23 protein-coding genes are annotated in these 25,002 nt (G+C 53.7%); 6 read left to right on the top strand and 17 right to left on the bottom strand.

Translation table 11 applies throughout. The features are described 5' to 3' along the window. Positions 1 to 9: 9 nt before the first annotated feature. Positions 10 to 711 carry a deoxyribose-phosphate aldolase gene (gene deoC, locus IB214_RS11325; protein WP_115258376.1) on the bottom strand — a complete coding sequence of 234 codons (702 nt, stop codon included), beginning with the start codon at positions 709 to 711 and terminating at the stop codon, positions 10 to 12. A gap of 241 nt (positions 712 to 952) precedes the next feature. Here deoC and IB214_RS11320 point away from each other — a divergent pair, with 241 nt between their 5' ends. Both IB214_RS11320 and IB214_RS11315 read left to right on the top strand, forming a co-directional pair. Then, positions 953 to 1,843, top strand: coding sequence for an AraC family transcriptional regulator (locus IB214_RS11320; RefSeq protein ID WP_161959026.1), 891 nt, complete (start codon positions 953 to 955; stop codon positions 1,841 to 1,843). A gap of 108 nt (positions 1,844 to 1,951) precedes the next feature. Continuing rightward, a complete protein-coding gene (locus IB214_RS11315; RefSeq protein WP_115258374.1) occupies positions 1,952 to 2,878 on the top strand; it encodes an alpha/beta hydrolase in 927 nt (308 codons plus the stop codon). Between the two features lie 42 nt (positions 2,879 to 2,920). On the opposite strand, the gene aldA is transcribed toward IB214_RS11315, so the two are convergent. The 3 genes from aldA to hrpA form a co-directional block, all read right to left on the bottom strand. Then, positions 2,921 to 4,360 (bottom strand): aldehyde dehydrogenase, encoded by a 1,440-nt coding sequence (gene aldA, locus IB214_RS11310; protein WP_115258373.1) that lies wholly within the window; start codon positions 4,358 to 4,360, stop codon positions 2,921 to 2,923. Between the two features lie 199 nt (positions 4,361 to 4,559). Next, entirely contained in the window at positions 4,560 to 5,357 is a 798-nt protein-coding gene (locus IB214_RS11305) for a YdcF family protein (protein WP_164496615.1), read from the bottom strand. Positions 5,358 to 5,479: 122 nt separating this feature from the next. Then, positions 5,480 to 9,382 (bottom strand): ATP-dependent RNA helicase HrpA, encoded by a 3,903-nt coding sequence (gene hrpA / locus IB214_RS11300; protein WP_117342856.1) that lies wholly within the window; start codon positions 9,380 to 9,382, stop codon positions 5,480 to 5,482. Between the two features lie 201 nt (positions 9,383 to 9,583). Here hrpA and azoR point away from each other — a divergent pair, with 201 nt between their 5' ends. Next, the gene (gene azoR, locus IB214_RS11295; protein ID WP_115258370.1) at positions 9,584 to 10,189 is read left to right on the top strand and encodes an FMN-dependent NADH-azoreductase; all 606 of its coding nucleotides are present in this window, start codon (positions 9,584 to 9,586) and stop codon (positions 10,187 to 10,189) included. Positions 10,190 to 10,238: 49 nt separating this feature from the next. Here azoR and IB214_RS11290 read toward each other — a convergent pair whose 3' ends face one another. The 10 genes from IB214_RS11290 to IB214_RS11245 all read right to left on the bottom strand — a co-directional run bounded on the left by IB214_RS11290 (position 10,239) and on the right by IB214_RS11245 (position 19,367). Continuing rightward, on the bottom strand, positions 10,239 to 10,430 hold the full coding sequence (locus IB214_RS11290; protein ID WP_096756937.1) for a hypothetical protein: 192 nt from the start codon (positions 10,428 to 10,430) through the stop codon (positions 10,239 to 10,241). Positions 10,431 to 10,513: 83 nt separating this feature from the next. Continuing rightward, the gene (locus IB214_RS11285) at positions 10,514 to 10,915 is read right to left on the bottom strand and encodes a hypothetical protein (protein ID WP_117342857.1); all 402 of its coding nucleotides are present in this window, start codon (positions 10,913 to 10,915) and stop codon (positions 10,514 to 10,516) included. Continuing rightward, complete coding sequence (locus tag IB214_RS11280) at positions 10,891 to 12,195, bottom strand: phosphatase PAP2/dual specificity phosphatase family protein (RefSeq protein WP_117342858.1); 1,305 nt, start codon at positions 12,193 to 12,195, stop codon at positions 10,891 to 10,893. Before IB214_RS11280 ends, IB214_RS11285 begins: the two co-directional genes overlap by 25 nt. Beyond that, entirely contained in the window at positions 12,185 to 13,945 is a 1,761-nt protein-coding gene (locus IB214_RS11275) for a bifunctional alpha/beta hydrolase/class I SAM-dependent methyltransferase (protein ID WP_117342859.1), read from the bottom strand. Before IB214_RS11275 ends, IB214_RS11280 begins: the two co-directional genes overlap by 11 nt. Beyond that, positions 13,938 to 14,579 carry a lysophospholipid acyltransferase family protein gene (locus IB214_RS11270; protein ID WP_096756933.1) on the bottom strand — a complete coding sequence of 214 codons (642 nt, stop codon included), beginning with the start codon at positions 14,577 to 14,579 and terminating at the stop codon, positions 13,938 to 13,940. Before IB214_RS11270 ends, IB214_RS11275 begins: the two co-directional genes overlap by 8 nt. A gap of 3 nt (positions 14,580 to 14,582) precedes the next feature. Continuing rightward, on the bottom strand, positions 14,583 to 15,500 hold the full coding sequence (locus tag IB214_RS11265; protein ID WP_117342860.1) for a phosphatidate cytidylyltransferase: 918 nt from the start codon (positions 15,498 to 15,500) through the stop codon (positions 14,583 to 14,585). Further along, positions 15,497 to 16,102 (bottom strand): CDP-alcohol phosphatidyltransferase family protein, encoded by a 606-nt coding sequence (locus IB214_RS11260; protein WP_096756931.1) that lies wholly within the window; start codon positions 16,100 to 16,102, stop codon positions 15,497 to 15,499. Before IB214_RS11260 ends, IB214_RS11265 begins: the two co-directional genes overlap by 4 nt. Before the next feature lie 106 nt (positions 16,103 to 16,208). After that, on the bottom strand, positions 16,209 to 16,532 hold the full coding sequence (locus tag IB214_RS11255) for a YdbL family protein (protein WP_096756930.1): 324 nt from the start codon (positions 16,530 to 16,532) through the stop codon (positions 16,209 to 16,211). 7 nt (positions 16,533 to 16,539) lie between these two features. Continuing rightward, the gene (locus IB214_RS11250; protein WP_096756929.1) at positions 16,540 to 16,731 is read right to left on the bottom strand and encodes a YnbE family lipoprotein; all 192 of its coding nucleotides are present in this window, start codon (positions 16,729 to 16,731) and stop codon (positions 16,540 to 16,542) included. Further along, complete coding sequence (locus IB214_RS11245) at positions 16,728 to 19,367, bottom strand: YdbH family protein (RefSeq protein ID WP_117342861.1); 2,640 nt, start codon at positions 19,365 to 19,367, stop codon at positions 16,728 to 16,730. The genes IB214_RS11250 and IB214_RS11245 overlap by 4 nt, the downstream gene beginning before the upstream one ends. A 181-nt stretch (positions 19,368 to 19,548) precedes the next feature. On the opposite strand from IB214_RS11245, the gene blaGIL reads away from it, so the two are divergent. Further along, the gene (blaGIL, locus tag IB214_RS11240; protein WP_223240224.1) at positions 19,549 to 20,409 is read left to right on the top strand and encodes a GIL family class A beta-lactamase; all 861 of its coding nucleotides are present in this window, start codon (positions 19,549 to 19,551) and stop codon (positions 20,407 to 20,409) included. Positions 20,410 to 20,565: 156 nt separating this feature from the next. Here the strand turns inward: blaGIL and IB214_RS11235 are convergent, their stop codons facing one another. Together IB214_RS11235 and IB214_RS11230 are read right to left on the bottom strand one after the other, a co-directional pair. Next, entirely contained in the window at positions 20,566 to 20,778 is a 213-nt protein-coding gene (locus tag IB214_RS11235) for a hypothetical protein (RefSeq protein WP_096756927.1), read from the bottom strand. 436 nt (positions 20,779 to 21,214) lie between these two features. Continuing rightward, the gene (locus IB214_RS11230; RefSeq protein ID WP_115258362.1) at positions 21,215 to 22,420 is read right to left on the bottom strand and encodes a serine hydrolase domain-containing protein; all 1,206 of its coding nucleotides are present in this window, start codon (positions 22,418 to 22,420) and stop codon (positions 21,215 to 21,217) included. Between the two features lie 742 nt (positions 22,421 to 23,162). Between IB214_RS11230 and ldhA the strand changes: the two genes are divergently transcribed. Together ldhA and hslJ are read left to right on the top strand one after the other, a co-directional pair. Then, a complete protein-coding gene (gene ldhA, locus IB214_RS11225) occupies positions 23,163 to 24,152 on the top strand; it encodes a D-lactate dehydrogenase (RefSeq protein WP_096756925.1) in 990 nt (329 codons plus the stop codon). Positions 24,153 to 24,264: 112 nt separating this feature from the next. After that, positions 24,265 to 24,684 (top strand): heat shock protein HslJ, encoded by a 420-nt coding sequence (gene hslJ, locus IB214_RS11220; protein ID WP_115258361.1) that lies wholly within the window; start codon positions 24,265 to 24,267, stop codon positions 24,682 to 24,684. 13 nt (positions 24,685 to 24,697) lie between these two features. Here hslJ and IB214_RS11215 read toward each other — a convergent pair whose 3' ends face one another. Then, a complete protein-coding gene (locus IB214_RS11215) occupies positions 24,698 to 24,964 on the bottom strand; it encodes a DUF333 domain-containing protein (protein WP_096756923.1) in 267 nt (88 codons plus the stop codon). Between the last annotated feature and the right edge of the window lie 38 nt (positions 24,965 to 25,002).

Here is a 25,002-nt window from a genome sequence, read left to right as displayed (position 1 = left end):
GGCCATACGTTAATAAGCGTTAATATCCCCTGTCAGACCTTTTACCAGTTCAGGTCCGGAACTGGTGCCGACCAGTTCCGCCCCGGCTTCGAACATCGTTTTCATTTTTTCCAGGGTATTGACCTTACCGGATACTTTTACCCGACACGGTAACTGAATATGGGCTTTGAGAAGCTGGACATCTTCTACCGTCGCTTCACACCCCCCCTTACCCCAACCGCTGGACTGCTTCACCCAGTCAATACCAGCTTCGAAAGCATAGCGTGTTGCTTTGATTTTCAATGCCTCTTCGGTAATAAATCCAAACTCCAGCATGGCTTTCACTTTCATACCGAGGTCATGGGCCACATGGGTCACGGTCTTCAACTCATCAAAATAGAGATCGTCCTGGCCGCCCAGCAAATAGCCAGGGTTCGGCGGGAAGTCGAACTCATCCGCGCCCTGCTTCGCCAGTTCGCGCACCACCGCCACTTTCATTGCCGTCGTATCGTTAGCCATCGGGAAATTAACGGTCGTCGCCACGCGCACGCCGCTTCCTTTCAGTATCTCTTTTGCAAGAGCCACCCAGCAAGGTGCAATCATGGCGGCATCAAACTGGTACTGCATGCAGGTTTCCAGATGTTGAATCACCCCTTCACGCGTCAAATCCGGGTTGACGTTGGTGTACTGAATCGCCTTTGCGATCTGACGCGGGTCGTTAAAATCAATCATGGACAGCTCCTGTGTGGTAAGTAAAAAAATTGTAAGAACACAGTGAAGATGACGTTACTTTAGCCGGGGCTGACGATAAGCGTGATGGGCAGGATTCCCTGAAACATGGATGAAATTTTCATGTCAATGGAAATGTGAGTGAGTTCAAAAATTGGTCATGTAAAAGGCATGCTGGCTGGGAAAAAGTGCCACCATGGTGAGTACAACGGACGCATCAAAAACACAATGCCAAAGGCCAGCCATGCCCACGCAAAAACAACGGACCCGCATAATTGCCAACTGGTATCGTGGCTCCGATGAGTTTTCACCCTTGATTAACTATCGAATTTTACGCGCCGGCCATATAGATACTGCCGCAGATTTCCGCGTTCATCGCCAGTCGGTCGTCGGCCATGAGTTGATCTTTTGCCTGCGCGGTGCGGGTTTTATTCGTATTGAGGATCGGTTATATCCAGTGAGTCAGGGGCAACTGGCCTGGCTGCCAGTACGCTGGCCGCACGAACATTTCCCCGATAAAGGCGACCCATGGGAGATCCTCTGGCTGCGAATAGAGGGATCGAAATTGAATAATATCATGCAGATAATGGATGTCCCTCAGCGCCCAGTATTCCAGTTTGCGGATCCAGAAAAAGTTGTTGAAATTTATCACCATATTTTTGCTCGTATGAACAGCTACACCCTGGTGACCGACGCTTACTGCGATATGCTGTGCAGCCAGCTGATTTTTACCCTGCTGGAAAACCGGAGCCACGACGCCGCGCAGTCACAGGTGATCACCCATCGGGGGCTGGGCAAACTGCTGTACCAAATCCACAGCCATTACAACGATGAGTGGGATATCGAAAAATTTATGCATTATTGTCAGGTGAGTAAGTCGCAGCTTTTTCGCTTGTTCCAGGCGACGTTTAATCAAAGCCCGCTCAAATGGCTGAAGAATTATCGTCTGTCCCAGGCACGACGCTTACTGGTGGAAACTCAGGAAAGTATCAGCCGAATTGCGGTTCAGGTGGGATACAACGATCCGCTGCATTTCTCACGGGATTTTCATCGTGCGGTAGGTCTGTCACCCAGTGCATTTCGCAAACAGGAACAGCTGGAAGGTGCCCACGCGTCCAGGCATGAGGTGGAATAACGTATACCCCTTTTTATTTCTCGCGAATTCAAGACGTTGTGAATCGTTCCCCGTTTTCAATGTATTAATTATGTTATAGCTACCCTTTGCCACTGAGGGAGCAACGTAATGGAAGCACTGAGCCGTGAAACATTAGAGAATATGATGGCGCAAGCCGTTGCCCACGCGACCACCTACCCGATATGGCCGCAGGGCGAAGCCCCCGGAGCAAAAAATAGCGATGCGGTATTTACGCCTGAACCCCGGCACACCGGAACGTCAGACTACGACCGCGCGGTAACCGGCATTCGCGCCCCTGAAATTACCGTCTACGCCCCCGCCAAACCGAACGGCGTGGGGATCCTGGTTACCCCTGGCGGTTCTTATCGTCGCGTTGTAATGGATAAAGAAGGCAGCGCACTGGCACCGTTCTTTACCGCGCGTGGCTATACCCTGTTTGTGATGACCTATCGCATGCCGGGAGACGGTCACGAGGAAGCATCAAACGCACCGCTGGCCGATGCCCAGCGCGCCATCCGCTACATTCGCGCCAACGCACAGCAGTGGAAAATCGATCCGCTCCGTCTCGGCGTACTGGGGTTTTCCTCCGGGGGGCACGTCGCCGCCAGCCTGGGAACCCGCTTTGCAGAATCGGTGTATGCGCCGATGGATAGCATTGATGAACAGCCCACTCGCCCTGCTTTCATGGCGCTGGTTTATCCGGTGATTAGCCTGCGGGAAGGTGTCGCCCATCCGGGCTCACGTCTTGAGCTGGTTGGCGCCGCGCCCGCAGAGCAAGACATTCACCACTACTCCCTGGAAGAAAGAGCGGATGACACCACGCCGCCCGCCTTCCTGCTGCATGCGATTGACGATCCGGCGGTCAAAGTCGAGAACAGCCTGGTCTTGTTTACTGCGCTGCGCAAGCTCGGCGTACCGGTTGAAATGCATCTGTTTGAACGGGGCAAGCACGGGTTCGGCATTCGCGATACGCAAGGACTGCCGCTGGCCATCTGGCCGGAGATGATGATGAACTGGATAGCCAGCAAGGTGTAATGATTATGCCGGGTAGGTCGCTAAACCAACCCGGCAAAAATATCAGGATTGCAGATAAACCACTTGCGTTTGCAGGTACTCGTTCAGACCGTGCTTGCCATCTGCCCCGCCGATACCGGACTTGCGCCAGCCTGCGTGGAAGCCCTGCATCGCTTCGAAGTTTTCACGGTTGATATAGGTTTCGCCGAATTTCAGCCCTTTAATCGCCTTCATCGCCGTGTTCAGGTTTTGCGTGTAAATCGATGAGGTCAGACCGTAGTCGCTGTCGTTAGCCATCGCAATCGCCTCATCCAGCGCGTCAAATGACACCACTGGCAGCACCGGGCCAAAGGTTTCTTCGTGCATAATCGCCATCTCCTGGCGCACATCCAGCAATAACGTTGGCGGGTAGTAATATCCTTTCCCCTCAACCGCTTTGCCCCCCAGCACCACGCGGGCCCCTTCCTGCACCGCACGCGCAACTTTCTGCTCCACACGCTCCCGCGCCGCGGCGTTAATCAACGGCCCCATCGCAATGTCCTTACGTTCCGCAGGATTGCCAAACTGCACCGCTTTCATCGCTTCGCCCAGGCGATTAACAAACTGATCGTAAATCCCCTTCTGGACATACACGCGCTCGGCGCAGTTACACACCTGCCCGGTATTAATCACGCGGGAATCGACAATCGCCTTCACGGCCAGCTCGAGGTCCGCATCATCCATCACGATAGCCGGGGCTTTACCGCCCAACTCCAGGCACACTTTGGTGATATTTTTCGCCGCCGCTGTCATAATTTTCTCACCGGCCACTACGCTGCCGGTCATGCTGACCATCGCCACTTTCGGGTTCCCGGCCAACTCCTGACCCACCGTTTCTCCCCGTCCGAGCACCAGGTTAAACACCCCGCGCGGCAGGCCGATGTCATCGACAATTTTGGCAAAAGCGATAGCGTTGTTCGGCGTAAACTCGCTTGGCTTAATGACAATGGTATTCCCGGTCAGCAAGGCGGGAGCCAGCTTACGGGCGATCAAGAAAAACGGGAAGTTCCACGGCAGAATGCCCGTGGTTACGCCAAGGGCGCGTTTAAACAGCAGGATGTTCTCGCCCGGACGATCGCTTTGCAGGATCTCACCTTCATAGCGGCGAGCCCACTCCGCCATGTAATCGATATAGTCGGCGGTAAACGCGACTTCAACATCCGCCAGTTGCTGGATTTTGCCGCCTTCCGCCACGATAAGCGCGCTAATTTCACCGGCACGCTCACGGATCCCGGCGGAAATCTTGCGTAGCCAGCTGGCGCGTTCAATGGCGGGCAGCGCCTCCCACTCAGGCTGGGCGCGATGCGCTGCGTCAATCGCTTTGCGCGCATCCTCAGCACGGCCATCAGGAATACGGGAAATGACCTCTTCCGTCGCCGGATTGACGACATCAATCCAGGCGTCATCGTGCCAGGTCACAAACTGCCCATCGATATACATAGGATGTTGTACGGGTACTGACATGCGTTGCTCCTGTGATTGATTTGTTTTTAACAAGTAAAACTATTGTTAATTAATATCAATCATGCATAACACATTGCCACTGCGATGGTGGTTCTGTGAGCCGCTTCATAAAAGCGTCAAGCAACGCCGTGGTGACGAGAAAAAACCGGCGGGATGAATGCCCGTTTGCACAAAAAAAGCGACAAACGGGCAGCAGAGATTACAGAGAGCGGCTGTTCAGGAAGTCAATCAGCGCGGCATCGCGTTGCAGATGTAACCCTGCTTGTTCGACGGTCGGCGGAATATCCACATGCGTAATAAAATCGCGACCACGGGGTCCATAGCCAGTTTCATCATCACGCAGACGCGGAAGCTCACCGGTAATAAGAGACAGGTAGCGGTCCACCGACCACAGACCTTCAGCGGTTGGTGCGAAATCCACGCCGTCGCCCTGTAGCGTTAACGCAGGGACAAAACCAGGGAAGCTGAACCAGCGCGGCGCCTGCGGATCGTCACGCGTGACGCGCTCAAAAGTCGCCATGGTGCGGCGCTGCATGGTGGGGTCCTGCACCACAATCACGGTTTCCATGGTCTGGGTTGCCTGACGCAGTAACGCACAGCTAAAGCGGGCATTCTCCCCACAGTTGGTGGATTGGTCCTCCACCCAAATCGTCTCACCGGGAATGTGCCAGAACTGGTGCGCGATATCGGCAAGGATCGCCGCTTCTGCGCGTCCGGCGGTACGCAGGGTGTTATAGCGTGGGTGCTGCGCGATGGCGGCGTACAGGAAGGTCGTGGAATGACCGATACCGCCACTAATCAGCAAGGGAATCTGTTGTTCTTTCGCTATCCGACAGGCCGCGTCGATGGTCGGGATCACCGCATTCCCGGCCAGAATCACGCAATCAGCCTGAACCGTGATATTTTCATCGAAATCATTCTGCGCCAGCCATTGCCCCACGGTGTTAATCGCCGTAAGGGTGGTGGCGGAAAGTGGCGGAAACTGTCTCATGTTCATGACTCCTGGTGTTTATTCTTTACCGGGTTCAGTAAGCCTGATAAGTGCAGCGCCATCAGGCACTGCATCATATCTCGCCGGATGGCGGCGTCGCCTTATCCGGCCTGCAGCCCCACCACGCGTTAACCCGTAATCTGATCCATCGCCTGCAGGATACGCTTATCCGAAATCGGATACGGCGTACCAAGCTGCTGGGCAAAGTAGCTGACGCGCAGTTCTTCTATCATCCAGCGGATCTCTTTGACATCGTCATCTTCGCGGCGCGCGGGCGGCAGTTTATTGAACCACTGCTGCCAGGCCTGCTGCACGCTGTCCACTTTCAGCATCTGCGCACGATCGCGGTGCGGATCGATGGCCAGTTTCTCCAGACGTTTCTCGATAGCCTGCAAATAACGCAGCGTATCACCCAAGCGTTTGAAGCCGTTGCCGGTGACGAATCCACGGTAGACCAGTCCGCCCATTTGCGCTTTGATATCCGAAAGCCCCAGCGCCATGGTCATGTCCACGCGGCCTTTCAGACGTTTGTTAATATTGAACACCGCCGTCAGGATCTGTTCGACCTGTTTGGCAATCTCCACCACGGTGTCGTTCAGTTCGGCGCGCACTTTTTCGTGCAGCGCCGCAAAGCCCTCTTCTGTCCACACCGGGCCGCCGTTGGCGTCGATTAATCGATCCACACCACAGGAGATACAGTCATCAATCAAATCCAGCACTTTGCCGTACGGGTTAAAGTACAGCCCCAGCTTGGCTTTATTCGGCAACTTCTCGTGCAGATACTTGATGGGCGACGGAATATTCAGCAGCAGCAGACGGCGTAACCCGCTCCACATAGCCTGCTGTTGTTCCAGCGGATTATCAAACAATTTGATAGCCACGCTGTCGCGTTCATCCACCAGCGCGGGCCACGCTTTGACTTTATAGTTACCGCGTTTTTGCTCGTAGCTTTCCGGCAACTGGCCGAAGCTCCAGATGTGCAGCCCGCTCTGTTCGATACCGTCATCCGCCACCGCCGACAGCGTTTCCTGCACTTTGCCTTTCAGCGTCTCTTTCAACGCCTGCAGCGAACGACCTTCCTGCAGCTTCTTGTTTTTATCATCCACCACCCTGAAGGTGATTTTCAGGTGATCGGGCACCTGATCCCAGTGCCAGTCGTCGCGGTCAACGGTAACGCCAGTCATCCGGCGCAGTTCGCGCTCCAGCGAGTCCAGCAACGGCAGTTCCAGCGGCGTTACGCGGCCTAAAAACGCTTCCGCATAGTTTGGCGCTGGCACAAAGTTGCGTCGCACCGGCTTCGGCAGCGATTTAATCAAGGCGATCACCAGTTCACGACGCAGCCCCGGAATTTGCCATTCAAACCCGGACTCTTCGACCTGGTTTAACAGCGGCAGCGGAATATGTACGGTGACACCGTCGGCGTCAGCGCCGGGTTCAAACTGATAGCTCAGTCGTAGCTTGAGATTGCCCTGATGCCAGAAGTTCGGGTAATCCAGCTTGCTGATTTTTTCCGCGCCTTCTTTGATGAGCATGCTCTTTTCAAAGTTGAGCAGGTCCGGCGTTTCACGGCTGACCTTTTTCCACCAGCTATCAAAATGGCGGGCAGAAACCACATCATGGCTGATGCGCTGGTCGTAAAATTCAAACAGCGTTTCATCATCGACCAGGATATCGCGGCGGCGTGATTTGTGTTCTAACTCTTCCACTTCCGCCCGCAGCTTCAGGTTGTCGCGGAAAAACGCATGCCGGGTCTGCCAGTCGCCTTCCACCAGCGCGTGACGGATAAACAGTTCGCGTGACAGCGCAGGGTCTATCAGGCTGTAGTTGACCTTACGCGCCGCGACAATCGGCAGCCCGTAGACGGTGACTTTTTCTGTCGCCATCACCGCACCCTGCGCGCGCTCCCAGTGCGGTTCACTGTACGAGCGTTTGATCAAATGCTGGGCAACCGGCTCCACCCACTCAGGGTCAATACGCGCGGCAATACGTCCCCACAGTCGGCTGGTTTCCACCAGTTCTGCCACCATCGTCCACTTCGGCGGTTTTTTGAACAAACCGGAGCCGGGGAAGATCGAAAAACGAGCGTTACGCGCGCCGGTAAATTCCTGCTTATCGGCATCTTTCATCCCGATATGCGACAGTAAACCGGTCAGCAGCGCGACGTGGATCTCCCGATACTCAGCAGGCTCGCTGTTAACCGGGATCCCTAACTCTTTCACCACCTGACGTAGCTGGGTGTAAACATCCTGCCATTCACGCACGCGCAGATAGTTGAGGAAATCGAGCTTGCACTGGCGGCGGAACTGATTCGACGACAGCGCTTTTTGCTGCTCGCCAAGGTAGTTCCACAAGTTCACAAAGGCGAGGAAGTCGGACTCTTTGTCGTGGAATCGACGGTGTTTTTCGTCAGACGCCTGCTGTTTGTCCATCGGACGCTCACGCGGATCCTGAATGGACAGCGCCGAGGTAATAATCATCGCCTCACGCACGCAGCCATGCTTCTGCGCTTCCAGCACCATCCGCGCCAGACGCGGGTCCACCGGCAACTGACTGAGCTGGCGGCCCAACGGCGTGAGTTTATATGCGGTTTGCTGTTCATCAGTGGTGATTGCGCCCAGCTCTTCCAGCAGGCGCACACCGTCCTGAATATTGCGTTTATCCGGCGCTTCCACGAACGGGAACGCGGCGATATCGCCCAGCCCCAGCGCGGTCATTTGCAAAATGACGGAAGCCAGGTTGGTACGCAAAATTTCCGGATCGGTAAATTCCGGGCGCGACAGGAAGTCGTCTTCGGAATACAAACGAATACAGATCCCTTCCGATACGCGTCCGCAGCGGCCTTTACGCTGGTTGGCGGAGGCCTGCGATACCGGTTCAATGGGCAAGCGCTGAACTTTGGTGCGGAAGCTATAGCGGCTGATACGCGCGGTACCCGGGTCAATGACGTACTTGATCCCCGGCACGGTCAGTGAGGTTTCCGCCACGTTGGTCGCCAGCACAATACGGCGTCCGCTGTGCGACTGGAACACGCGGTTCTGCTCGCTGTTGGAGAGTCGTGCATACAACGGCAACACTTCGGTGTGGCGTAAATCCAGCTTATTCAGCGCATCGGCAGTGTCGCGGATCTCACGCTCGCCACTCATGAAGATCAGAATATCGCCCTGGCTTTCACGTCCCAGTTCATCCACCGCGTCAAAAATCGCCTGCAGCTGATCGCGCTCGGTGTCGTCCGCATCTTCAACAATCGGACGGTAGCGCACTTCCACCGGGTACGTTCGACCGGAGACTTCGATAATTGGCGCGTTATTGAAATGCTTTGAAAAACGCTCAGGGTCGATGGTCGCCGAGGTGATAATGACTTTCAGATCCGGGCGACGCGGCAGCAGCTCTTTCAGATAACCGAGCAGAAAATCGATGTTCAGGCTGCGTTCGTGGGCTTCATCGATGATGATGGTGTCGTACTGCATCAGCATGCGATCCTGCTGGATCTCCGCCAGCAGGATACCGTCCGTCATCAGCTTAACCATGGTGTTATCACTAACATGGTCGCTGAAACGCACTTTATACCCGATGCAGCCGCCCGGCTCAGTTTGCAGCTCTTCGGCGATACGGTTAGCTACGGTACGCGCCGCCAGTCGACGCGGCTGGGTATGGCCGATAAGCCCCTTCACCCCACGCCCCAGCTCCATACAGATTTTCGGTAACTGGGTGGTTTTACCGGAGCCGGTTTCCCCGGCAACAATCACCACCTGATGGTCGCGAACCGCGTCCAGGATGTCTTGTTTTTTCTGGCTAACAGGCAAGTTTTCCGGGTAGGTAATGTCCGGTCGTGCCGCTTCACGCAGCACAACTTTACCGGCAGCCTGTTCAATCTCTTTTGCCATCTCCTGGTAAATGGCCTGTTGTGCATCAGGATTTTTAACCTTCTTCACGCCGTGAAGGCGGCGGGAGAAACGCTGTTTGTCGCGCAGCATCAGTGATTCCAGCTGCTGCTGTAGCATGTTGAAGGTTATTTTTTGTTGTTCTGTCATAGCGTTAGAGGGCAGTGCTCTGCCGGGTTAAATCTCTTTAAGATGATAGGTATAGAGTACCACATCGGCGCTTTTCATGTGTTGTTCAATAATTTCGAACATAGGATTCGATATATTGCGCTATCACTGCGGCAGGATTGTGAATAAAGTGTCAACAAGCAACGGGGCACATCCCCTTCAAACACATAAAAGGAAACACCCATGAGCAAGGTATTAGTTCTTAAATCCAGTATTCTGGCAGGGTACTCTCAGTCTGGTCAGTTGTCTGATTATTTTGTTGAACAGTGGCGTGAAAAGCACTCTGCTGACGACATCACCATCCGTGACCTGGCGGCAAATCCTGTTCCGGTACTGGACGGCGAACTGGTAGGTGCAATGCGCCCGAGCGATACGCCGCTGACGCCGCGTCAACAGGAAGCACTGGCGCTGTCTGATGAGCTGATTGCTGAGCTGAAAGCCCATGACGTGATTGTGATCGCCGCGCCGATGTATAACTTCAACATCCCGACGCAGTTGAAAAACTATTTCGATCTGATTGCGCGTGCTGGCGTAACCTTCCGTTACACCGAGAAAGGGCCGGAAGGTCTGGTGACCGGTAAACGTGCAGTTATTGTCACCAGCCGTGGCGGTATCCATAAAGATACGCCGACTGACCTGGTTACCCCATATCTGTCGACCTTCCTGGGCTTTATCGGCATCACCGATGTGAACTTCGTGTTCGCAGAAGGTATCGCGTACGGTCCGGAAGTGGCGACCAAAGCACAGTCTGACGCCAAAGCCGCCATCGATAGCGTCGTCGCTGCCTGATAATTCACCCTCTCACCATCCGGTGGGAGGGTTTTTAACCCACCCAATTTTACTTCTTTGCCCGCATCCGCATCTGCTTGCCGTGAATACGATTGATATCACGCCAGATTATCGAATACTCCCGGCATTTCGCCAGATTCTCTTCCCAGCAATGGCACAAAAATTGTTCAGGCTCCGCAACATCCCGGCTTAACAGTTTGAACAGCCAACGATTCCAGACATACCACTTGAGAAGCCACATGTTTTCACTCCAGGAGACACCGGAGGGGGAATATATCAGCATCAACATCGTGTAGTGTGGCAACTATTGCGCTGCCGAAAACGCTACACCAGCATCATCAACCAGGCCGCCCACAGCGCAGCAACCCAATAAAGCGTACGCCGAAACTGCGCCAATGCCCCCGCCTGGCGCTCGGTCAGGCTCAGCGTCTTCAGCTTGTCGCGCTGCCAGATGGCAAAGAGTGCCTCTCCGGCCTGCACGTTATTTTGCACATTGAGCAGCGAAAAGTAGCGGGCATCAAGCCACAGGCGCCAGCAGCCAAACCAGACAATGGCGCACAACAGCGCGATAACCGCACGTAGCCCCCCCGACGGTGCGACAACGATCGCCCACACCATGGGTGGGACGCTAAAAAGCAGGATGAAACGCCAGCTTTCCAGCGTGTGTCGTAGCAAATCGCGGTGCAGCGCTTCATTATTCGTTACACCGTCACTTTCTGTTGCCATTGCTGCAGCCTCTCCAGATGTTTATCCGTCAGCACCACCTGCGCCCGACGTTCGCGAATATACGCCACCGCCTGCTCAACGGTTGCCACATGGCCGCATTGCAACAACCACGCCGCAACCACCATCGCACTGCGCGACAGCCCCAGCGCGCAGTGTACCAGTACGGTCCCCTGCTCTTTATGTAGCGTTTCCAGCCGGTCTACCGCCTGTTGTAACTCGGCGTCGCTCGGGATCACCAGATCCAGCATCGGGACGCAAGCGTAGGCGCGCATGGAAGTAGCATGCCCGCGCGCAAATTCAAAGGTCAGGTCAAGTACCGCGTTTTGTTCAGGTATGCGGCGTGGAAAACTACCGAGATAGACGCCAGCGGTAATGTTGCTCAGCGGTGGCAGACGGCGGGTAAATCCGCGCATCGACAGCCACATCCCTACTCGCCAGGGCAGCGTCAGCCCGTACACGGCAGGCGGCAGTCGCCCTTGTTCATCTTTGCCCGTGGTCGCCGCGCCGAATCCGCCGTAGCCATAGCTCACCATCAGCAACGATACAGCAGGCCACAGCAGCCAGGGCGTTAGCCATACGCTGGCAATAGTGCATAACGCGGCGCCCGACAAATAACGACGCATCAGCCTTAAGCGCGCCGCATCCGGTTTGCGCCAGCACCAGCAACGTTTTTCCGGCACCATCCAGTCAATCAGCATGCCTGCCGCCAGCCCGGTAATGATATCGATAAAATGATGCTGCCAGGTGGTGAGTACCGACACGGCGATCAGCAAGAACCAACCGTCACATAACCTGCGCCAACCCCCACTGAGGTGATGACTGAAATGCCGCCACAGCAGCCAGCAGAGAATAATATGCAGCGACGGGGACTGGTTATACGGCAAGTCGAACTGTTCAAGCTGAGCAAACAGCCAGCCTGCCGCGCCGCTGACCTCCGGGCGCGTAAAGCTAAACTGGAGTGGAAACAGCAAAAAACCGACGCAGGCAATCACCGACGCCAGGAACAGACGCAGCACCAGCTGCCGCTGTTCAACGCGCGTGGTGCAGACAAACAGTGACAATCCGTAAAACAGATCCAGACTCCAGTACGGCAGAATAGTCCACGGAAGAAAGGGAATGGCGGACTCCCAGCCAAACACGATGCTGCCCACATTGTCATGCTGCGTGTCCTGCCAGGCAGTAAACTGATTGACCTTGCCATAGGTAAGAAAGAAAAAAGGCGCCAGCAGCATTAGCCAGCCCACCGCCTGTACCATCACCTTACGGCGTTCAGCCCCCACGGCGCACCGCCAGCGAGACAGTGAAAATCCCCCACTCATCAATCAGCTGCGTGCACTTATCAAACCCGGCTTCACGCACCAGCGCATCCATTTCCCCTTGCGTACGCACGCGCATCACCCAGGCTTTGCCGTCTTTGTGGCTGGTCAACGACCAGGCGATGGTTTTTAACTGCGGATGCCAGGGCTGCCCGGTGTAGATCAGCACGCCTCCAGGGGCAATCGCGTCAGCCAGCCCGGCGAGCGAATTACGTACCAGCGTATTTTCAGGGAAGAGTTCATATAACCCAGAAACAATACCTAATGTGGGACGCGGTTCCAGCGACGCCAGCTGTTCGCGGTTGAAGGCATCGCCATGCTCGAAGCGGGCAATTTCAGCCATACCGCGGCTGGCGATCATCTCACTGCCTTTCTTAACATTCAGTTCGCTGTAATCGCGCAGCAAAATCGAGTTGACCGCCGCTTCGCCTTCCAGTGCGTCAAGCACATAGCGCCCGTGTCCGGCCGCGATATCCACTACATGCACTGCGGTTCCTTGCTCTGCCAGTTGCCCCACCGCCTGGCGGATCAGCATCTGCAAATGAACCTTGCGCTGGCGGATCCCCTTCCAGCCCACGCTGTTCAGGTAGTTTTTGTCAATCAGCCGACCCAGCGCGCTGCTGCCCTGAGGCTGGTTGCGATAGACATAATCCAACGTACTACCCGAATCAAAACCGGTCTCAAACCCCAGACGCACGCCCGTTGATTGCGTCCCGAGTAATTTCATCCCATAGCGCAGGCCACGATAGGCAATATCGTCAAGCGAATACGGCGCAGGTCCGCCACTAAGCAGCCGCCAGCTATCTGCTCCGGGGCTCCAGCGGTCTTCATTACGGTAGTCAAAGCGCTGCGGCGGCATCGCGTACAGCGTGTCGATAAAATCACGCATTTTGTCGAACGCCAGATGCCGGTCTTTTTCACCCAGTGTGTCGTGATAAAAGCCCGGCAACACGTACAGTTCCTTGAGTGGGCTTCTGAGGCGTTGGTAAAAATCAATTTGCGGCTGGCGATGGACCACAAAATCATCCCCGGAAACCAACAGCTGTACAGGCAGAGTAATGGCGCTGGCATCGCTGACAATACGCTCCGCCGTTTTATAGAGATCGAGCAGGATGTTCACCGCAATCGCCCGGGTGATCTGTTTATCCTGGTTAAAACTCGCCACGCGCTCAGGATCGTGCGTCAGGTATTTGCCCTTGACGTAGGAGTTGACGAAAAACAGGCCGCGCAGGCGATGCATTAAGGCCAGCCCCGGACGGGCAAACGGTACGTACAGTTTGACTTTGAACGCCGGGGACGCCAGCACCAGCCCACGAATGGAAGGCGCATAATCATGAGCCCAGGTCGCTGCCAGCACTGCACCCACGCTTTGCGCCACCACCACCACATCTTCCATTGCAGCCTGGCTGTCAGCAGCGGCAAAGCGCACGAACTCGTCGACATCCTGCACCGAACGTGCAAGCGACGGGCTATATCCGCGCGGTCCTGGCGACTGCCCGTGACCGCGCGCATCCCAGGCATAGAACGCGGTGTCCGGCATCGCAAGCTCATCGACAATGTGTTGCAAACGCCCGGAGTGTTCGTGTCCGCGATGAAACAGGACAATCACTTTTGGCGCAGGACCTGCTGCTAATGCCGGCCAGTGGCGGAAAAACAGCGCGGTGTTGTCGCTGGTCAAAAATGGACGTTCATCGGGCACTCGAATGTTAGTCATGAGGGTGCGGTCCTGTAGTTTGTTGCTGTAGCAGCACCAGCTGCTGTCTGAGATCGTCCATAAAAACGCGCTTATCGCTCTGCGCGACCAACGGTCTGCCAATGTTGACGTCAATAAACAGCGGCAGAGGAATACGATTCCCCTTCGCCATCACGTGTTCCGTTCCGCGCAGCCAGACGGGAATAATCGGTACCGACGGCATACGCTGACTGAGGTGCCAGATGCCGGATTTCAGTGGTGCCAGTATTCCCGGTTCGCCGCGGGTACCTTCAGGGAAAAGGATCAAGATCTTGCCGTCGCGTAAGGCCTGTTCACACTGTGCCAGCGGGTCAGCTTCGCCGCCCTTACGCGTAATCGGAATAATGTTGAGAATATTAAGCGCAAACCAGGCCATCCATTTATTACGCAGAAAATAGTCAGCGGCGGCCACCGGATGGATGGCCCCCTGACGGCGCAGCGCAAACAGCGACAGCAGCGCAAAAACATCCATATGACTGTTGTGATTCGCGACCACAATCGCCGGCCCCTGCTGCGGCAAGCGATCCCGGTGCCTGACGCGCAGCCCAAGCCACAGCCAAATTACCGGCCAGACGATGCACAGCGTAAACAGCGTTCGTAGCAATGTGTTGATCATACGTTAATAGTAAAAATAGCGAATGAAGTGGAAAAATACCGGGGCGGTGAAGATCAGCGAGTCCAGCCGGTCGAGAATACCGCCGTGACCTGGCAGCAGTGTACCGCTGTCTTTCACGCCAATATCGCGCTTAATGGCCGACATCACCACATCGCCACAGAAGCCGCTGATGCCGATAATAAGCCCTGCCAGCATCGCCATCGGGATGCTTAACGGTGTCATGAGCGGGCCCAGCACCGCCGCCGCAAGCGTGGTGGTTGCCACGCCACCAACCAGTCCCGCCAGGGTCTTATTGGGGCTGATCTTAGGGATCACCTTGATACGGCCCATTGATTTTCCCCACAGGTACTGGGCAATGTCGTTGAATTCCGTTAAGCCGACGAGGAACAGCACCAGCAGTGCCCCGGTCTGCTTGCCGTCATCAGGCAGCACCAGCAAAAACGCCACGTGGCTGAACGCAAACACGGTGGTCATCAAGCTCCAGTGATGCTGGGAGGCGTAGCGTAAAAATCCCTGCGTATCGCCAGCAATCACCATGCGCACCGGCAAGAATAAGAACGCATACACCGGAATAAACACCACGAACATGCCGTACCAGTTGATACCAATCAGCCAGTAGTTAATGGGGATCGCAATAAACATCCACAACAGCGGCATACGGTCGGTCTGGCGCGATGGGGCCAGCGTTAAAAACTCTTTTAACGCCATAAAGCTCACCAGCGCGAAGAAGGTCAACGCCAGCCAGGGCGGGCTTAAGATAGCCAGTGAAAACAATACAATGATCACCCACCAGGTGCGAATACGCAGCGTCAGCTCACGCCAGTCTTTACCCGGTCGACGCCACACCAGCAGACCGTTTGCCAGTGTCGCTATCACCAGCAGGGCAAAAATCACCGCCAGCGATTTTTCCAGCAGCATCATTTCGCCCCCTCGTCACGTAATGCGCTCTTACAGCGGTTAACGATAGTCCACAGCAGCAATAGCGTGGCAATGCCCCAAATAACGTTATTCCACTGCGCCACCTGCGGCCACAGCGCCAGCACCAGCCCCCATGTACCGAACACCAGCGCCCTGTCGCTTTTGCCGAACGGTCCGGCATAGCTGCGCACGCCATTGATGGTTTGCGCCAGCACACCGCAGAATTCCGTCATCAAAGCACAAAACAGCATAACCAGTACCAGCAGCGCATTACTGCCGGAAAGCAGCATAAACGGCAGATACAACGCGAGATCGGAGAGAATATCCCCGGTTTCATTGAGAATAGCGCCCAAGCGGGATTGTTGGTTACATTCACGCGCCAGCATGCCGTCCAGCGCATTGAGCGCCATGCGTATAAATAAAACGATGGGTAAAAGAATGAAAAGTTTAGGTTCGGGGAAGATAAACAGCACAGCACCAGTGATAAAAGAAAGCGCCATCGCGGCCAGTGTGACGTGATTGGCGGTGACGCTTTTTTTATCTAACCAGAACATGAGCGGGCGTAAAAGCGCCTGGAAAGCAGGCTTTATCTGATAAAGCGTCATCATCACTCCTTGATAATTTATTGATGCAATTATAGTGGATTAATTAACCATTACCTGCCTGATACTTGCCATTATTTCAAAATGAGATTTAATAAACATATGTTGATTACTTTTTCAACCACTTCCCGTTAATGCCCTGGACGTACTCCCCCGGTTTAGCGCGCGCCACCAGTTTTTGTCCGGCCATTTTTGCCACTTCATCAACAGGAATATTGTTACTCTCAGCCAGTTGCTGGTAGCTGGCGCTACGCGCCTTGTTTATCTCACTCACCAGCGTCTGGGTCTCAGCATCGGTTTGCAATGCCACAAGGTAGCCATTGAGCGTTTCACCCACCCGCCCCTGGGTTCTGGCTTCATTCAGGGTCAGCGCAAACGCATTGGCGCTCAGTAAACTCAGGAGCAACAGGGTCACTTTAAGCGTTTTTTTCATCGTCACCTCAGAATAAATCACTGCGTGATTTCAACAGGCTCTCGACGTCTTTATCGACTTTAATATGGATCTCATGCTCGATTTTGACGTTCATATTGATGGTGATGGGCTCTTTCGGCGCCGCGACTTCAATACGCGGGGTGCAACCTACCAGCAAAGATGACGCCAGCAGTCCCAGCATGGTCGCAATAGTTTTCATTGTTGTTCCTCACATTCCTTGCCTTCCAGGCAATGGGTTTCTGGCAGCGCTGCATTTTGCTCAAGCCATGCCTGTAAATTGTCGCCAAAACGCAAACTGCGCCATAACGTAAAGACGTTTTCTTCATGGGTGTAATTCAAATTCACCGTCCCGACTTTGCCATCTACCCGGCTATTGCCGGTGACGGCTGCCTGCATGGTTAATACGCCAAGGTTATCAAGATTTATTTTCGTCCAGGAATGGGTGATTTCCATATAACGCAGCCAGTTTATCGCCGCACCGGCCGCCATATTGTCTTTGACCACCGCATCCGCCGTGTCTTTATCGATGCGCAACGTCATCGGCCCAGGGTTGGTCAACCAGCCGTCTTTGATAATCCATTTTTCATTGTTTAACCAGAGCGGCAATGCGCCGCTGACCGGGCCGGACATGGCAAACTGTTTGGGATTAACCGCGCTAATCAACTCGCTGGACGAGATATTCTGCACCCGCACTAATGCCGGATCGTGTTGCGGCATACGCAGTTGCTGCATAACTACCTTGCCGCCCAGCAAATCGGCGCTAACATCGCTCAACAGTAAGGGATTATCTTCGCTCCAGGGATAGCCGCCTTGCAGATCCGCGGTGATATTATTCACCGTGACCTGGTTCACCACTTCTGCAATACGCAATGAAATCGGCCCGCGCGTGCCCAGTTGCCATGCTCCTTCGCTAAAACGAAACGGCAGCACAAAATCGACGCCATTAATCTGGTTGTCGGGCATCCAGGCGCTACCGCCTTTTAATACGCCATGACCGCCTGCCTCAAAGCCTTGTTCTGCGGCGGCGGAGAAGGCAACCTGAGCATACAGTTCGCCTTCGCGCAGGTTCATCTTCCATTCCGGTGGCACCAGTGGCTGAAATACGGTGAGCGACTGTTTTGGCCACCAGGCCTGACCACGCAAGCGGATCCCGTCCCAGCGACCGTTCAACTGGACCGGGCCAATGGCGCCAGCATGCAGTTGGCCTTTGAACTGGAATATCGTCGGGTCGCTCCCTTCTACGCTGAACTTCAGGGTTGAAGGCGGCAGAGTACTGCCACCGGAGAAGGTGGTTTTCCCGGCGTCCAGCGACAGCGCCCCGCTAAACGTGGGCTGGGTCGGGTCTCGGACCCAGACGATCGGCTCATCCATCACTAGACGCGGATTTTCCACCAGCATGGTGCCGTATTGCAGATGGTCAAATCCGGTAGAAAGGTCAAACAGTTTGACGGTGTTGTCGTGCCATTCCCCCTTGCCTGCCACGTCCCAGCGAGCGTGCATCGGGGTAAAACTGCCCTCGCCCCAGTACCGCCACTGCCAGCGACCGGCGTCAGGCAGGAAATCATTAGCCAGACCATCAAGATGCAGCTCAAAACCGCCCATCTGGTTTTCATGGGCGCGCAAAATAGCCTGTAACCGCCCATCCACCCCGCGTTGGGTCACCTTGACACCGGCCAACGGCCAGCGAATTTCATCTATATCCAGCGAGTCGATAATCCGACCACGAGAACGTAACAGGGCGCCAGGTTCAAAAGCCAGCTGCGGATCGCTCAGACTGCCGCTGAGCGTCGCGGGTAACATCGCATAAAAGATCAGATCACCCTGCTTCGCCTCGCCGGTTAGCTGTAACGGCATGTCGCTGTTGTCCATGCCAAGCGTGCCGGGACCAAAGGTTAACACCGCGTTACCCTTTCCTGCATCACCCTGCGTCAGAATGTTCAAACGCCCGCTGACTACTGCGTTTTCCACACCGGCCTGCCAGTTTTCGACGTTTAAGCCTAAACGACCGCTTAACGGGAAGCCCTGATAGGGCCAGTTCCAGCGCCCGTCGCTCACCGTCAGCCGCTGGCGGGTGATTTCCCACGGCAGATCCAACAACGGATCTGCATTGTCCCGCGCCATCACGATCAGCTGTCCGCTGTTTTCTCGCCATTCCAGCTCTGCATCCACAAGCGTTGGCTCCTGCGGCAGGCTTAGGGTGGCAACCGCGTGACCGCCAACCGGCAGTCCGTCGGGCACCAGCGGCATCGTAAACTCCCCGACCAGCTTCACCGGTGGTTGCTCTTCAAAAGCCGCCACAGACAGTTCGTTGACCGTCAGATTTTGTCCGTGCAGACGTCCCTGAAATTTAACCTTTTCGCCCTGATAACTGACTTGCTGGATGGCAGGCGTCAGCGAAAGTGACAGTTTGCCCTGCCACTCCTGCCACGGAGATAGAATAAGTTTATCGATGTTAATCCAGGTGTTGGGCAGCATGGATTGCCATTCTGCCAGCGTTTTCGGCGCGGCGGGCGATGGCTCCGTCTGCGGCAGTTTAGCCAGGCAAGCGGAATCCAGTTCAATACTGCCGACGTTCAGCAACCAGCGGCTGGGGTGGGATAAATCCGCCTCGGTGATACGCGCGAGTGGACAATCATCCACCAAATAACGGAGTTCGGGAATATGCAGCCCATGTCGGGTAAGCCGTGGACTCTCGTCCAGCGCAATGCGCGTACCGACAGGCAACCAGATGCCCGCCAGTGTAGGAACCCACAAGCCCAACGTCATCAATAACGTCAGCGGCACAAGGGTCAATAATAAGAGTAGAGCCAATACGGCTTTATATTTACCCTTCATGGGTAGTTAATATCCTGATTTAGCGAAAATTTAAGCCGGTTTCGGCGTCTATTGTGACATGTTTAGATAAACATGCCCACCTTAAGAATAGATGCCATTGAAATATATGTAATATTTATAGCTTGTGAATAATTTAAATAAGTTATCTTTAATCAGAGAGATACCAAGGAAGAATATAACTATGCCCCACTTTCGTCTGGCCCTTATCCCATTACTTACCGCATTTTGTCTGCCCGCGTTTGCCCACCCGACAACGCTGAATAAAGTCAAAGAAGCAGAAAGCCAGCTCACCGCACGCGTCGGTTATGCCGAGCTGGATCTCACCAGCGGCGAGATTCTGGAAAGCTATCGCCTGCAAGAGCGTTTTCCGATGATGAGTACATTTAAGGTTTTACTCTGCGGCGCGGTGCTCGCACGCGTTGACGCAGGAAAAGAGCGGCTGGATCGTCGCATCCCGTTCAGCCAGCGTGATCTGGTCGAATACTCGCCGGTTACAGAAAAACACCTGACCGATGGCATGACCGTCGGCGAATTATGCGATGCCGCCATCACCATGAGCGATAACACCGCGGCGAATCTACTGCTTACGGCCATCGGCGGTCCGCAAGGATTAACCGCGTTTCTGCGCACAACCGGCGATCGGGTGACCCGACTCGACCGCTGGGAACCCGAATTGAACGAAGCGCTACCCGGTGATAAACGCGATACGACGACACCTGAAAATATGGCGCAAACGTTGCGCCAACTGCTCACCGGAAAAATCTTGACGACGACATCACAGCAGCAACTCACCCACTGGATGGTGACGGATAAAGTCGCGGGGCCACTGTTGCGCTCGGTACTTCCGGCAGGCTGGTTTATAGCCGATAAAACAGGTGCCGGGGCACGCGGTTCTCGCGGGATCGTCGCAGCGTTAGGGCCGGACGGTAAGCCTTCCCGTATCGTGGTGATTTACATCACCGAAAGCCAGGCAACAATGGAGGAGCGAAACAGACAGATTGCGGGGATTGGGGCGACGCTGATCCAACACTGGGATGAGTAAAGTTGCCTCAAGAGAACGGTACGTTGTTACGCGCGACAGCGGAAATATAAAAAATCAGGGAATTGAGTTGAGTCATCTGCAGTGCATCGCGCGGTTCCCCGTTGTTCTGTCTGCTCTTAAGACATCATATTAACGGGGACGCGGAAGCGTTCAGACTCAGTGATGGCGCAGTTGTCCATCGCTATGTTTAGGTCCGATACGACCTGCTTCTATCAGAATTTCCTCTATGAGCTCTTCGAGGCACGCCTTGCCATGATGATCGCAGACAAGATGCACCTGCCGGGAAATTTCTTCAGGTTTCATACCATCACATAATGCAGCCTTCAGCATTAAGGTGGCCCAGCGTTTTGCTTCAGAGTGAGTTAACATGACCCCTCCCGATATGTGATACCTGTATAAGCGTAGCTGCCTGAAGGTAATTCGCCTGGCTTTTTATCCGCGTTACAGGCTTAACGAACGTGGAGGAGATCGACGTGTCGGATGCTGTTACGGCACGACAACACCACACAGTTTATTGGACTCGGCGGTGGGGGTACTTAGGCCCCGATAATCCCCCCGAAAAACCAGTGTGTTCATAAGTAGAATTTTCTCGTAATCTGAACCTGGGAGATTCCTATGAAAAATATCCATTACCATGCTCAGGTCATCCCTTTCGACAACATCAAAATCGGCCTTGAGCAACTCCTTACATTCCTCAAACAATGTCATGTCCATTCCCTATGTGGCTGTATATTTTTATCATAATCTCCTGAGAGGATTGTCTAAAGGAATTATAAGCAACATGCGGTTTAACTTTTTCAAAGTGTTAATTTTTTGCAAAATGGTTTCCGGGGATACCGTTGTCATTTTTCGCCATATCCATTAATAACGCGATGCCAATATAATTGCTCCAGTTAAATGTATTCTGCAGTACCACTACCGCATTGCCCTTTTCTTTATCAAAACCGATAAAGCTGGAGTAACCCCCGATATACCCCACCTGATAGGTGATTTTTTCCCGTTCGATAAAGTCGGTGGTCCATGCAATACCCTGTACACCGTCAGTGCGTTGAATATCGGTATTACTGACTTCGTCAAACACGCTATCCAGTAAGTGGTTGTTGGTCGTCGACACATGATAGCGGGCATAAGTGGCAAGATCTTCGGCGTTACTGTATAAACTCGCCGCCGCCACCATGTTGTTGGAAAAATGCCAGTCCGGGGTAAGCTGTCCGCGCGGAATGAATTTGGGTTGGTCACCCGCGTGGCCAAGCGCACGCTGCGGATATCCTTTTAACTTCAGCGGAGTAAAACTGCTATTAGCCATTTGCAACGGTCGAAATATATAGTGCGAGGCTAAGCTTTGTATATCTTCGCCAGTTTTATGTATCAGGATATAGCCGATCAGGGCGTAGCCGATATTGGAATATTCCGGCGTTTTATGCTGTGGCGCCCGCCAGTTGGTTAGATAATGCAGCACATTATCGCTATCCAGTTCACCATAAAAATTCTCACCGCTGCCTAAGTAACTAATGAATTTTCCCAGCATCGGAATATCCATATTCTGACGCGGTAGGCCGGAGGTGTGAGTCACCAGTTCCAGTAGGGTAATTTTTTGTGCATCCGCGCTAAGCGGCGTTCCCGGTGCAAGCAATGTCGCCAAGTTATCGTCCCAACGCAGTCGTCCTTCATTCACCAGACAAGCCACCACTTCCGCCGTAATTCCTTTGCTGAGCGAGCCGAGGGCAAACAGAGTATCAGGCTTGACCGGGTAGCGATGAACCGCATCAGTTACGCCCCAGTTGTAAAACTGGGGCGAACCATGGTTATGGATCACTGCGACCATCATCCCAGGGACAGATTTTTTCGCCATATAGTGACGCACCACGCTATCAACGTCGCCGTCCAGCGATTGATGAGTAAGGAGTTCCTGAGTACCTGCCGGGGATGACATTTGCGAGAGCGTGCCGCAACCGCTGAGTGACGAGATAACAATTAAAAGCCAGCTAAATAATTTAAGTCTGTTCTGCATACTTCTTAAAGTGAGCGGGGGCGTTTGAGTGCCGGAAATGTACCACACTTAGCCTGCCGAAAAGCAATAATAGATGGCTGTTATGTGTCATAAGCTTAGTCCTGAACCATACCAATGCGGGCCGTTACCTCAAGACAAGTGTTGGCTAAGAGATCCACGCAGATGATTTTCTCCTTACCATAACGTTTCACTTTGTACTCAGGTCAGTGTTCGGAAATCCGCTCGATCCCCAGTGCTCAGTTGCAACCACATCCCCTTCATGTACCTGGAAGTCATCGTGGAAAGTCCCTCTCTTGGTCCCTTCTTCAAACGCCTGACATTGCCCACGCTCAGTTGATAAGGTTACGGATGAATTCCAGTCTTCATATTCACCCGGCTTGCTCATGTCTTACCTCTCAATTCTACGGTGCAAGCATCTTTAAATTGAAAATAGATTATTAAAACAATCTATTTTAATGAAGAGAAAGTTAAAGCAGGTTTGAACGGAAAGGACGAGTTTTGTGAGTAGATGTGCAACCAAAAGTAGCCGTGCTTAACGACAGGAAGCCACCAGTCTGTTCTAGTGCGTACCGTACCAAAGCACGTATGATGGGCAACGTGGTTTAAATCCAGCAATGTGCCCACATTAAGAAGAGATGCTCTAGAATTATTCATTATATCTATGACTATCAATTGTTTTTTGGATTTTGTAAAATAATTTGAATTGGATTAATGTGATTTCAGAATCACTGGAGAAAGTCTTATGAAACTCGCCATCTATAGTACAAAACAGTACGACAAGAAGTACCTGCAACAGGTTAACGAGGCTTTTGGTTTTGAACTTGAATTCTTTGACTTTCTGCTGACCGAGAAAACGGCCAAAACAGCCCATGGCTGCGAAGCCGTGTGCATCTTCGTCAACGACGATGGCAGCCGCCCGGTTCTGGAAGAACTGAAAAAGCACGGGGTGAAGTACATTGCCCTGCGCTGCGCCGGATTCAATAACGTCGATCTGGACGCCGCCAAAGAGCTAGGTTTGCAGGTTGTGCGCGTTCCGGCCTATTCGCCGGAAGCGGTCGCCGAGCATGCGATTGGTATGATGATGACGCTGAACCGTCGTATCCACCGCGCGTACCAACGCACTCGTGACGCCAACTTTTCTCTGGAAGGCCTGACTGGTTTTACCATGTACGGTAAAACCGCCGGGGTGATCGGTACCGGTAAAATTGGTATTGCCGCGCTGCGGATCCTGAAAGGCTTTGGTATGCGTTTGCTGGCGTTTGATCCCTATCCAAGCGCTGCGGCTCTTGAATTAGGCGTTGAGTATGTCGATCTCAACACGCTGTTTGCGGAGTCAGACGTCATTTCCCTGCACTGTCCGTTAACGCCGGAAAACTATCATCTGCTCAATGAAGAAGCCTTCGCGCAAATGAAAAGCGGCGTAATGATCGTTAACACCAGTCGCGGGGCCCTTATCGACTCACAGGCTGCCATTGATGCCCTGAAAAACCAGAAAATTGGTTCTTTGGGTATGGACGTGTATGAAAATGAACGCGACCTGTTCTTTGAAGATAAGTCCAATGATGTTATCCAGGATGACGTATTCCGTCGCTTGTCTGCCTGTCATAACGTGTTGTTCACCGGGCACCAGGCATTTTTAACGGCCGAAGCGTTAACCAGCATTTCGGAAACAACCTTACAGAATTTGGCCCAGATTTCCAAAGGCGAAACCTGCCCGAACGCCCTCTTCTGAAAATGCCGCTCCCCTGCATTCGGGGGAGCATTTTCAGATAACCTCTGATGATAAATCCGACAGTATCATTATTATATTGATTGTATTCCCGTCACTAACGTAGAGAAATTCAATGAAGAAAATTGTCACGTTGATTGCGCTCAGCATGCTTATGGCTGGCTGTGTGAGCAATGGAAAAGTTTCCGTTAATCGCGAACAGTTACAGCACCACCGTTTCGTTCTGGAGAGCGTGAACGGCAAACCGGTCACCGTTGCGAAAAATCAACCCGAATTGAGTTTTGGTGAAAATATGACGGTGTCGGGAAAAATGTGTAATCAATTCACGGGCCAGGGCAAGCTGTCTGACGGCGAATTGAAGGTGAAAGACCTGGCGATGACCCGCATGATGTGCGCCGACCCACAGCTGAACGCACTTGATGGCGTTATCAGCGACGTGTTTAAGCAAGGCGCACAGGTCGATTTGACGGCTAACCAGTTAACACTGGCGACGGCAGAGCAAACACTGACGTATAAACTAGCAGACTTAATGTAATTAACGCGGAGACTTAATAGTTTCCGCAACTCCCGGCGGCAAGCGACTGTTCACTGCAGCGTTTGCCGTTAGGTAAAGCACACATCCCGATGGCGGAACCATCCAGTTGACGCGCAATCGACAACGAACCGCCAATCATAGCGCAGTTGGCCTCACCAGAACCCGACATTGCAGCCTTCATGCCCGGCGCGACGTGAGCGGCCGTTGCCTGCTGAACAGGTTCACTGCTGCAAGCCGATAATAATAACGCGGCACACCCTACCCAAAACGCTGCGCGCATCTCACTCCCCTCTAAAAAATAACCCAACGACACAGCCC

Source organism: Citrobacter sp. C1 (genome assembly GCF_014596895.2).
Lineage (GTDB): Bacteria > Pseudomonadota > Gammaproteobacteria > Enterobacterales > Enterobacteriaceae > Citrobacter > Citrobacter gillenii.
The sequence above is the reverse complement of the archived record's forward strand: the minus strand, read 5'-3'. Positions and strand labels throughout refer to the sequence as shown.

Excerpts from the sequence above, each read along its gene's own strand:
- IB214_RS11305 (WP_164496615.1), bottom strand. The coding sequence starts at position 5,357 with ATGAACATGAGACAGTTTCCGCCACTTTCCGCCACCACCCTTACGGCG.
- IB214_RS11290 (WP_096756937.1), bottom strand. The coding sequence starts at position 10,430 with ATGTGGCTTCTCAAGTGGTATGTCTGGAATCGTTGGCTGTTCAAACTG.
- azoR (WP_115258370.1), top strand. The coding sequence starts at position 9,584 with ATGAGCAAGGTATTAGTTCTTAAATCCAGTATTCTGGCAGGGTACTCT.
- aldA (WP_115258373.1), bottom strand. The coding sequence starts at position 4,360 with ATGTCAGTACCCGTACAACATCCTATGTATATCGATGGGCAGTTTGTG.
- ldhA (WP_096756925.1), top strand. The coding sequence starts at position 23,163 with ATGAAACTCGCCATCTATAGTACAAAACAGTACGACAAGAAGTACCTG.
- blaGIL (WP_223240224.1), top strand. The coding sequence starts at position 19,549 with ATGCCCCACTTTCGTCTGGCCCTTATCCCATTACTTACCGCATTTTGT.
- hslJ (WP_115258361.1), top strand. The coding sequence starts at position 24,265 with ATGAAGAAAATTGTCACGTTGATTGCGCTCAGCATGCTTATGGCTGGC.
- IB214_RS11275 (WP_117342859.1), bottom strand. The coding sequence starts at position 13,945 with ATGACTAACATTCGAGTGCCCGATGAACGTCCATTTTTGACCAGCGAC.
- IB214_RS11255 (WP_096756930.1), bottom strand. The coding sequence starts at position 16,532 with ATGAAAAAAACGCTTAAAGTGACCCTGTTGCTCCTGAGTTTACTGAGC.
- IB214_RS11230 (WP_115258362.1), bottom strand. The coding sequence starts at position 22,420 with ATGCAGAACAGACTTAAATTATTTAGCTGGCTTTTAATTGTTATCTCG.
- IB214_RS11250 (WP_096756929.1), bottom strand. The coding sequence starts at position 16,731 with ATGAAAACTATTGCGACCATGCTGGGACTGCTGGCGTCATCTTTGCTG.
- IB214_RS11235 (WP_096756927.1), bottom strand. The coding sequence starts at position 20,778 with ATGTTAACTCACTCTGAAGCAAAACGCTGGGCCACCTTAATGCTGAAG.
- IB214_RS11265 (WP_117342860.1), bottom strand. The coding sequence starts at position 15,500 with ATGATGCTGCTGGAAAAATCGCTGGCGGTGATTTTTGCCCTGCTGGTG.
- IB214_RS11215 (WP_096756923.1), bottom strand. The coding sequence starts at position 24,964 with ATGCGCGCAGCGTTTTGGGTAGGGTGTGCCGCGTTATTATTATCGGCT.
- hrpA (WP_117342856.1), bottom strand. The coding sequence starts at position 9,382 with ATGACAGAACAACAAAAAATAACCTTCAACATGCTACAGCAGCAGCTG.
- IB214_RS11320 (WP_161959026.1), top strand. The coding sequence starts at position 953 with ATGCCCACGCAAAAACAACGGACCCGCATAATTGCCAACTGGTATCGT.
- IB214_RS11245 (WP_117342861.1), bottom strand. The coding sequence starts at position 19,367 with ATGAAGGGTAAATATAAAGCCGTATTGGCTCTACTCTTATTATTGACC.
- IB214_RS11270 (WP_096756933.1), bottom strand. The coding sequence starts at position 14,579 with ATGATCAACACATTGCTACGAACGCTGTTTACGCTGTGCATCGTCTGG.
- IB214_RS11285 (WP_117342857.1), bottom strand. The coding sequence starts at position 10,915 with ATGGCAACAGAAAGTGACGGTGTAACGAATAATGAAGCGCTGCACCGC.
- deoC (WP_115258376.1), bottom strand. The coding sequence starts at position 711 with ATGATTGATTTTAACGACCCGCGTCAGATCGCAAAGGCGATTCAGTAC.
- IB214_RS11315 (WP_115258374.1), top strand. The coding sequence starts at position 1,952 with ATGGAAGCACTGAGCCGTGAAACATTAGAGAATATGATGGCGCAAGCC.
- IB214_RS11260 (WP_096756931.1), bottom strand. The coding sequence starts at position 16,102 with ATGACGCTTTATCAGATAAAGCCTGCTTTCCAGGCGCTTTTACGCCCG.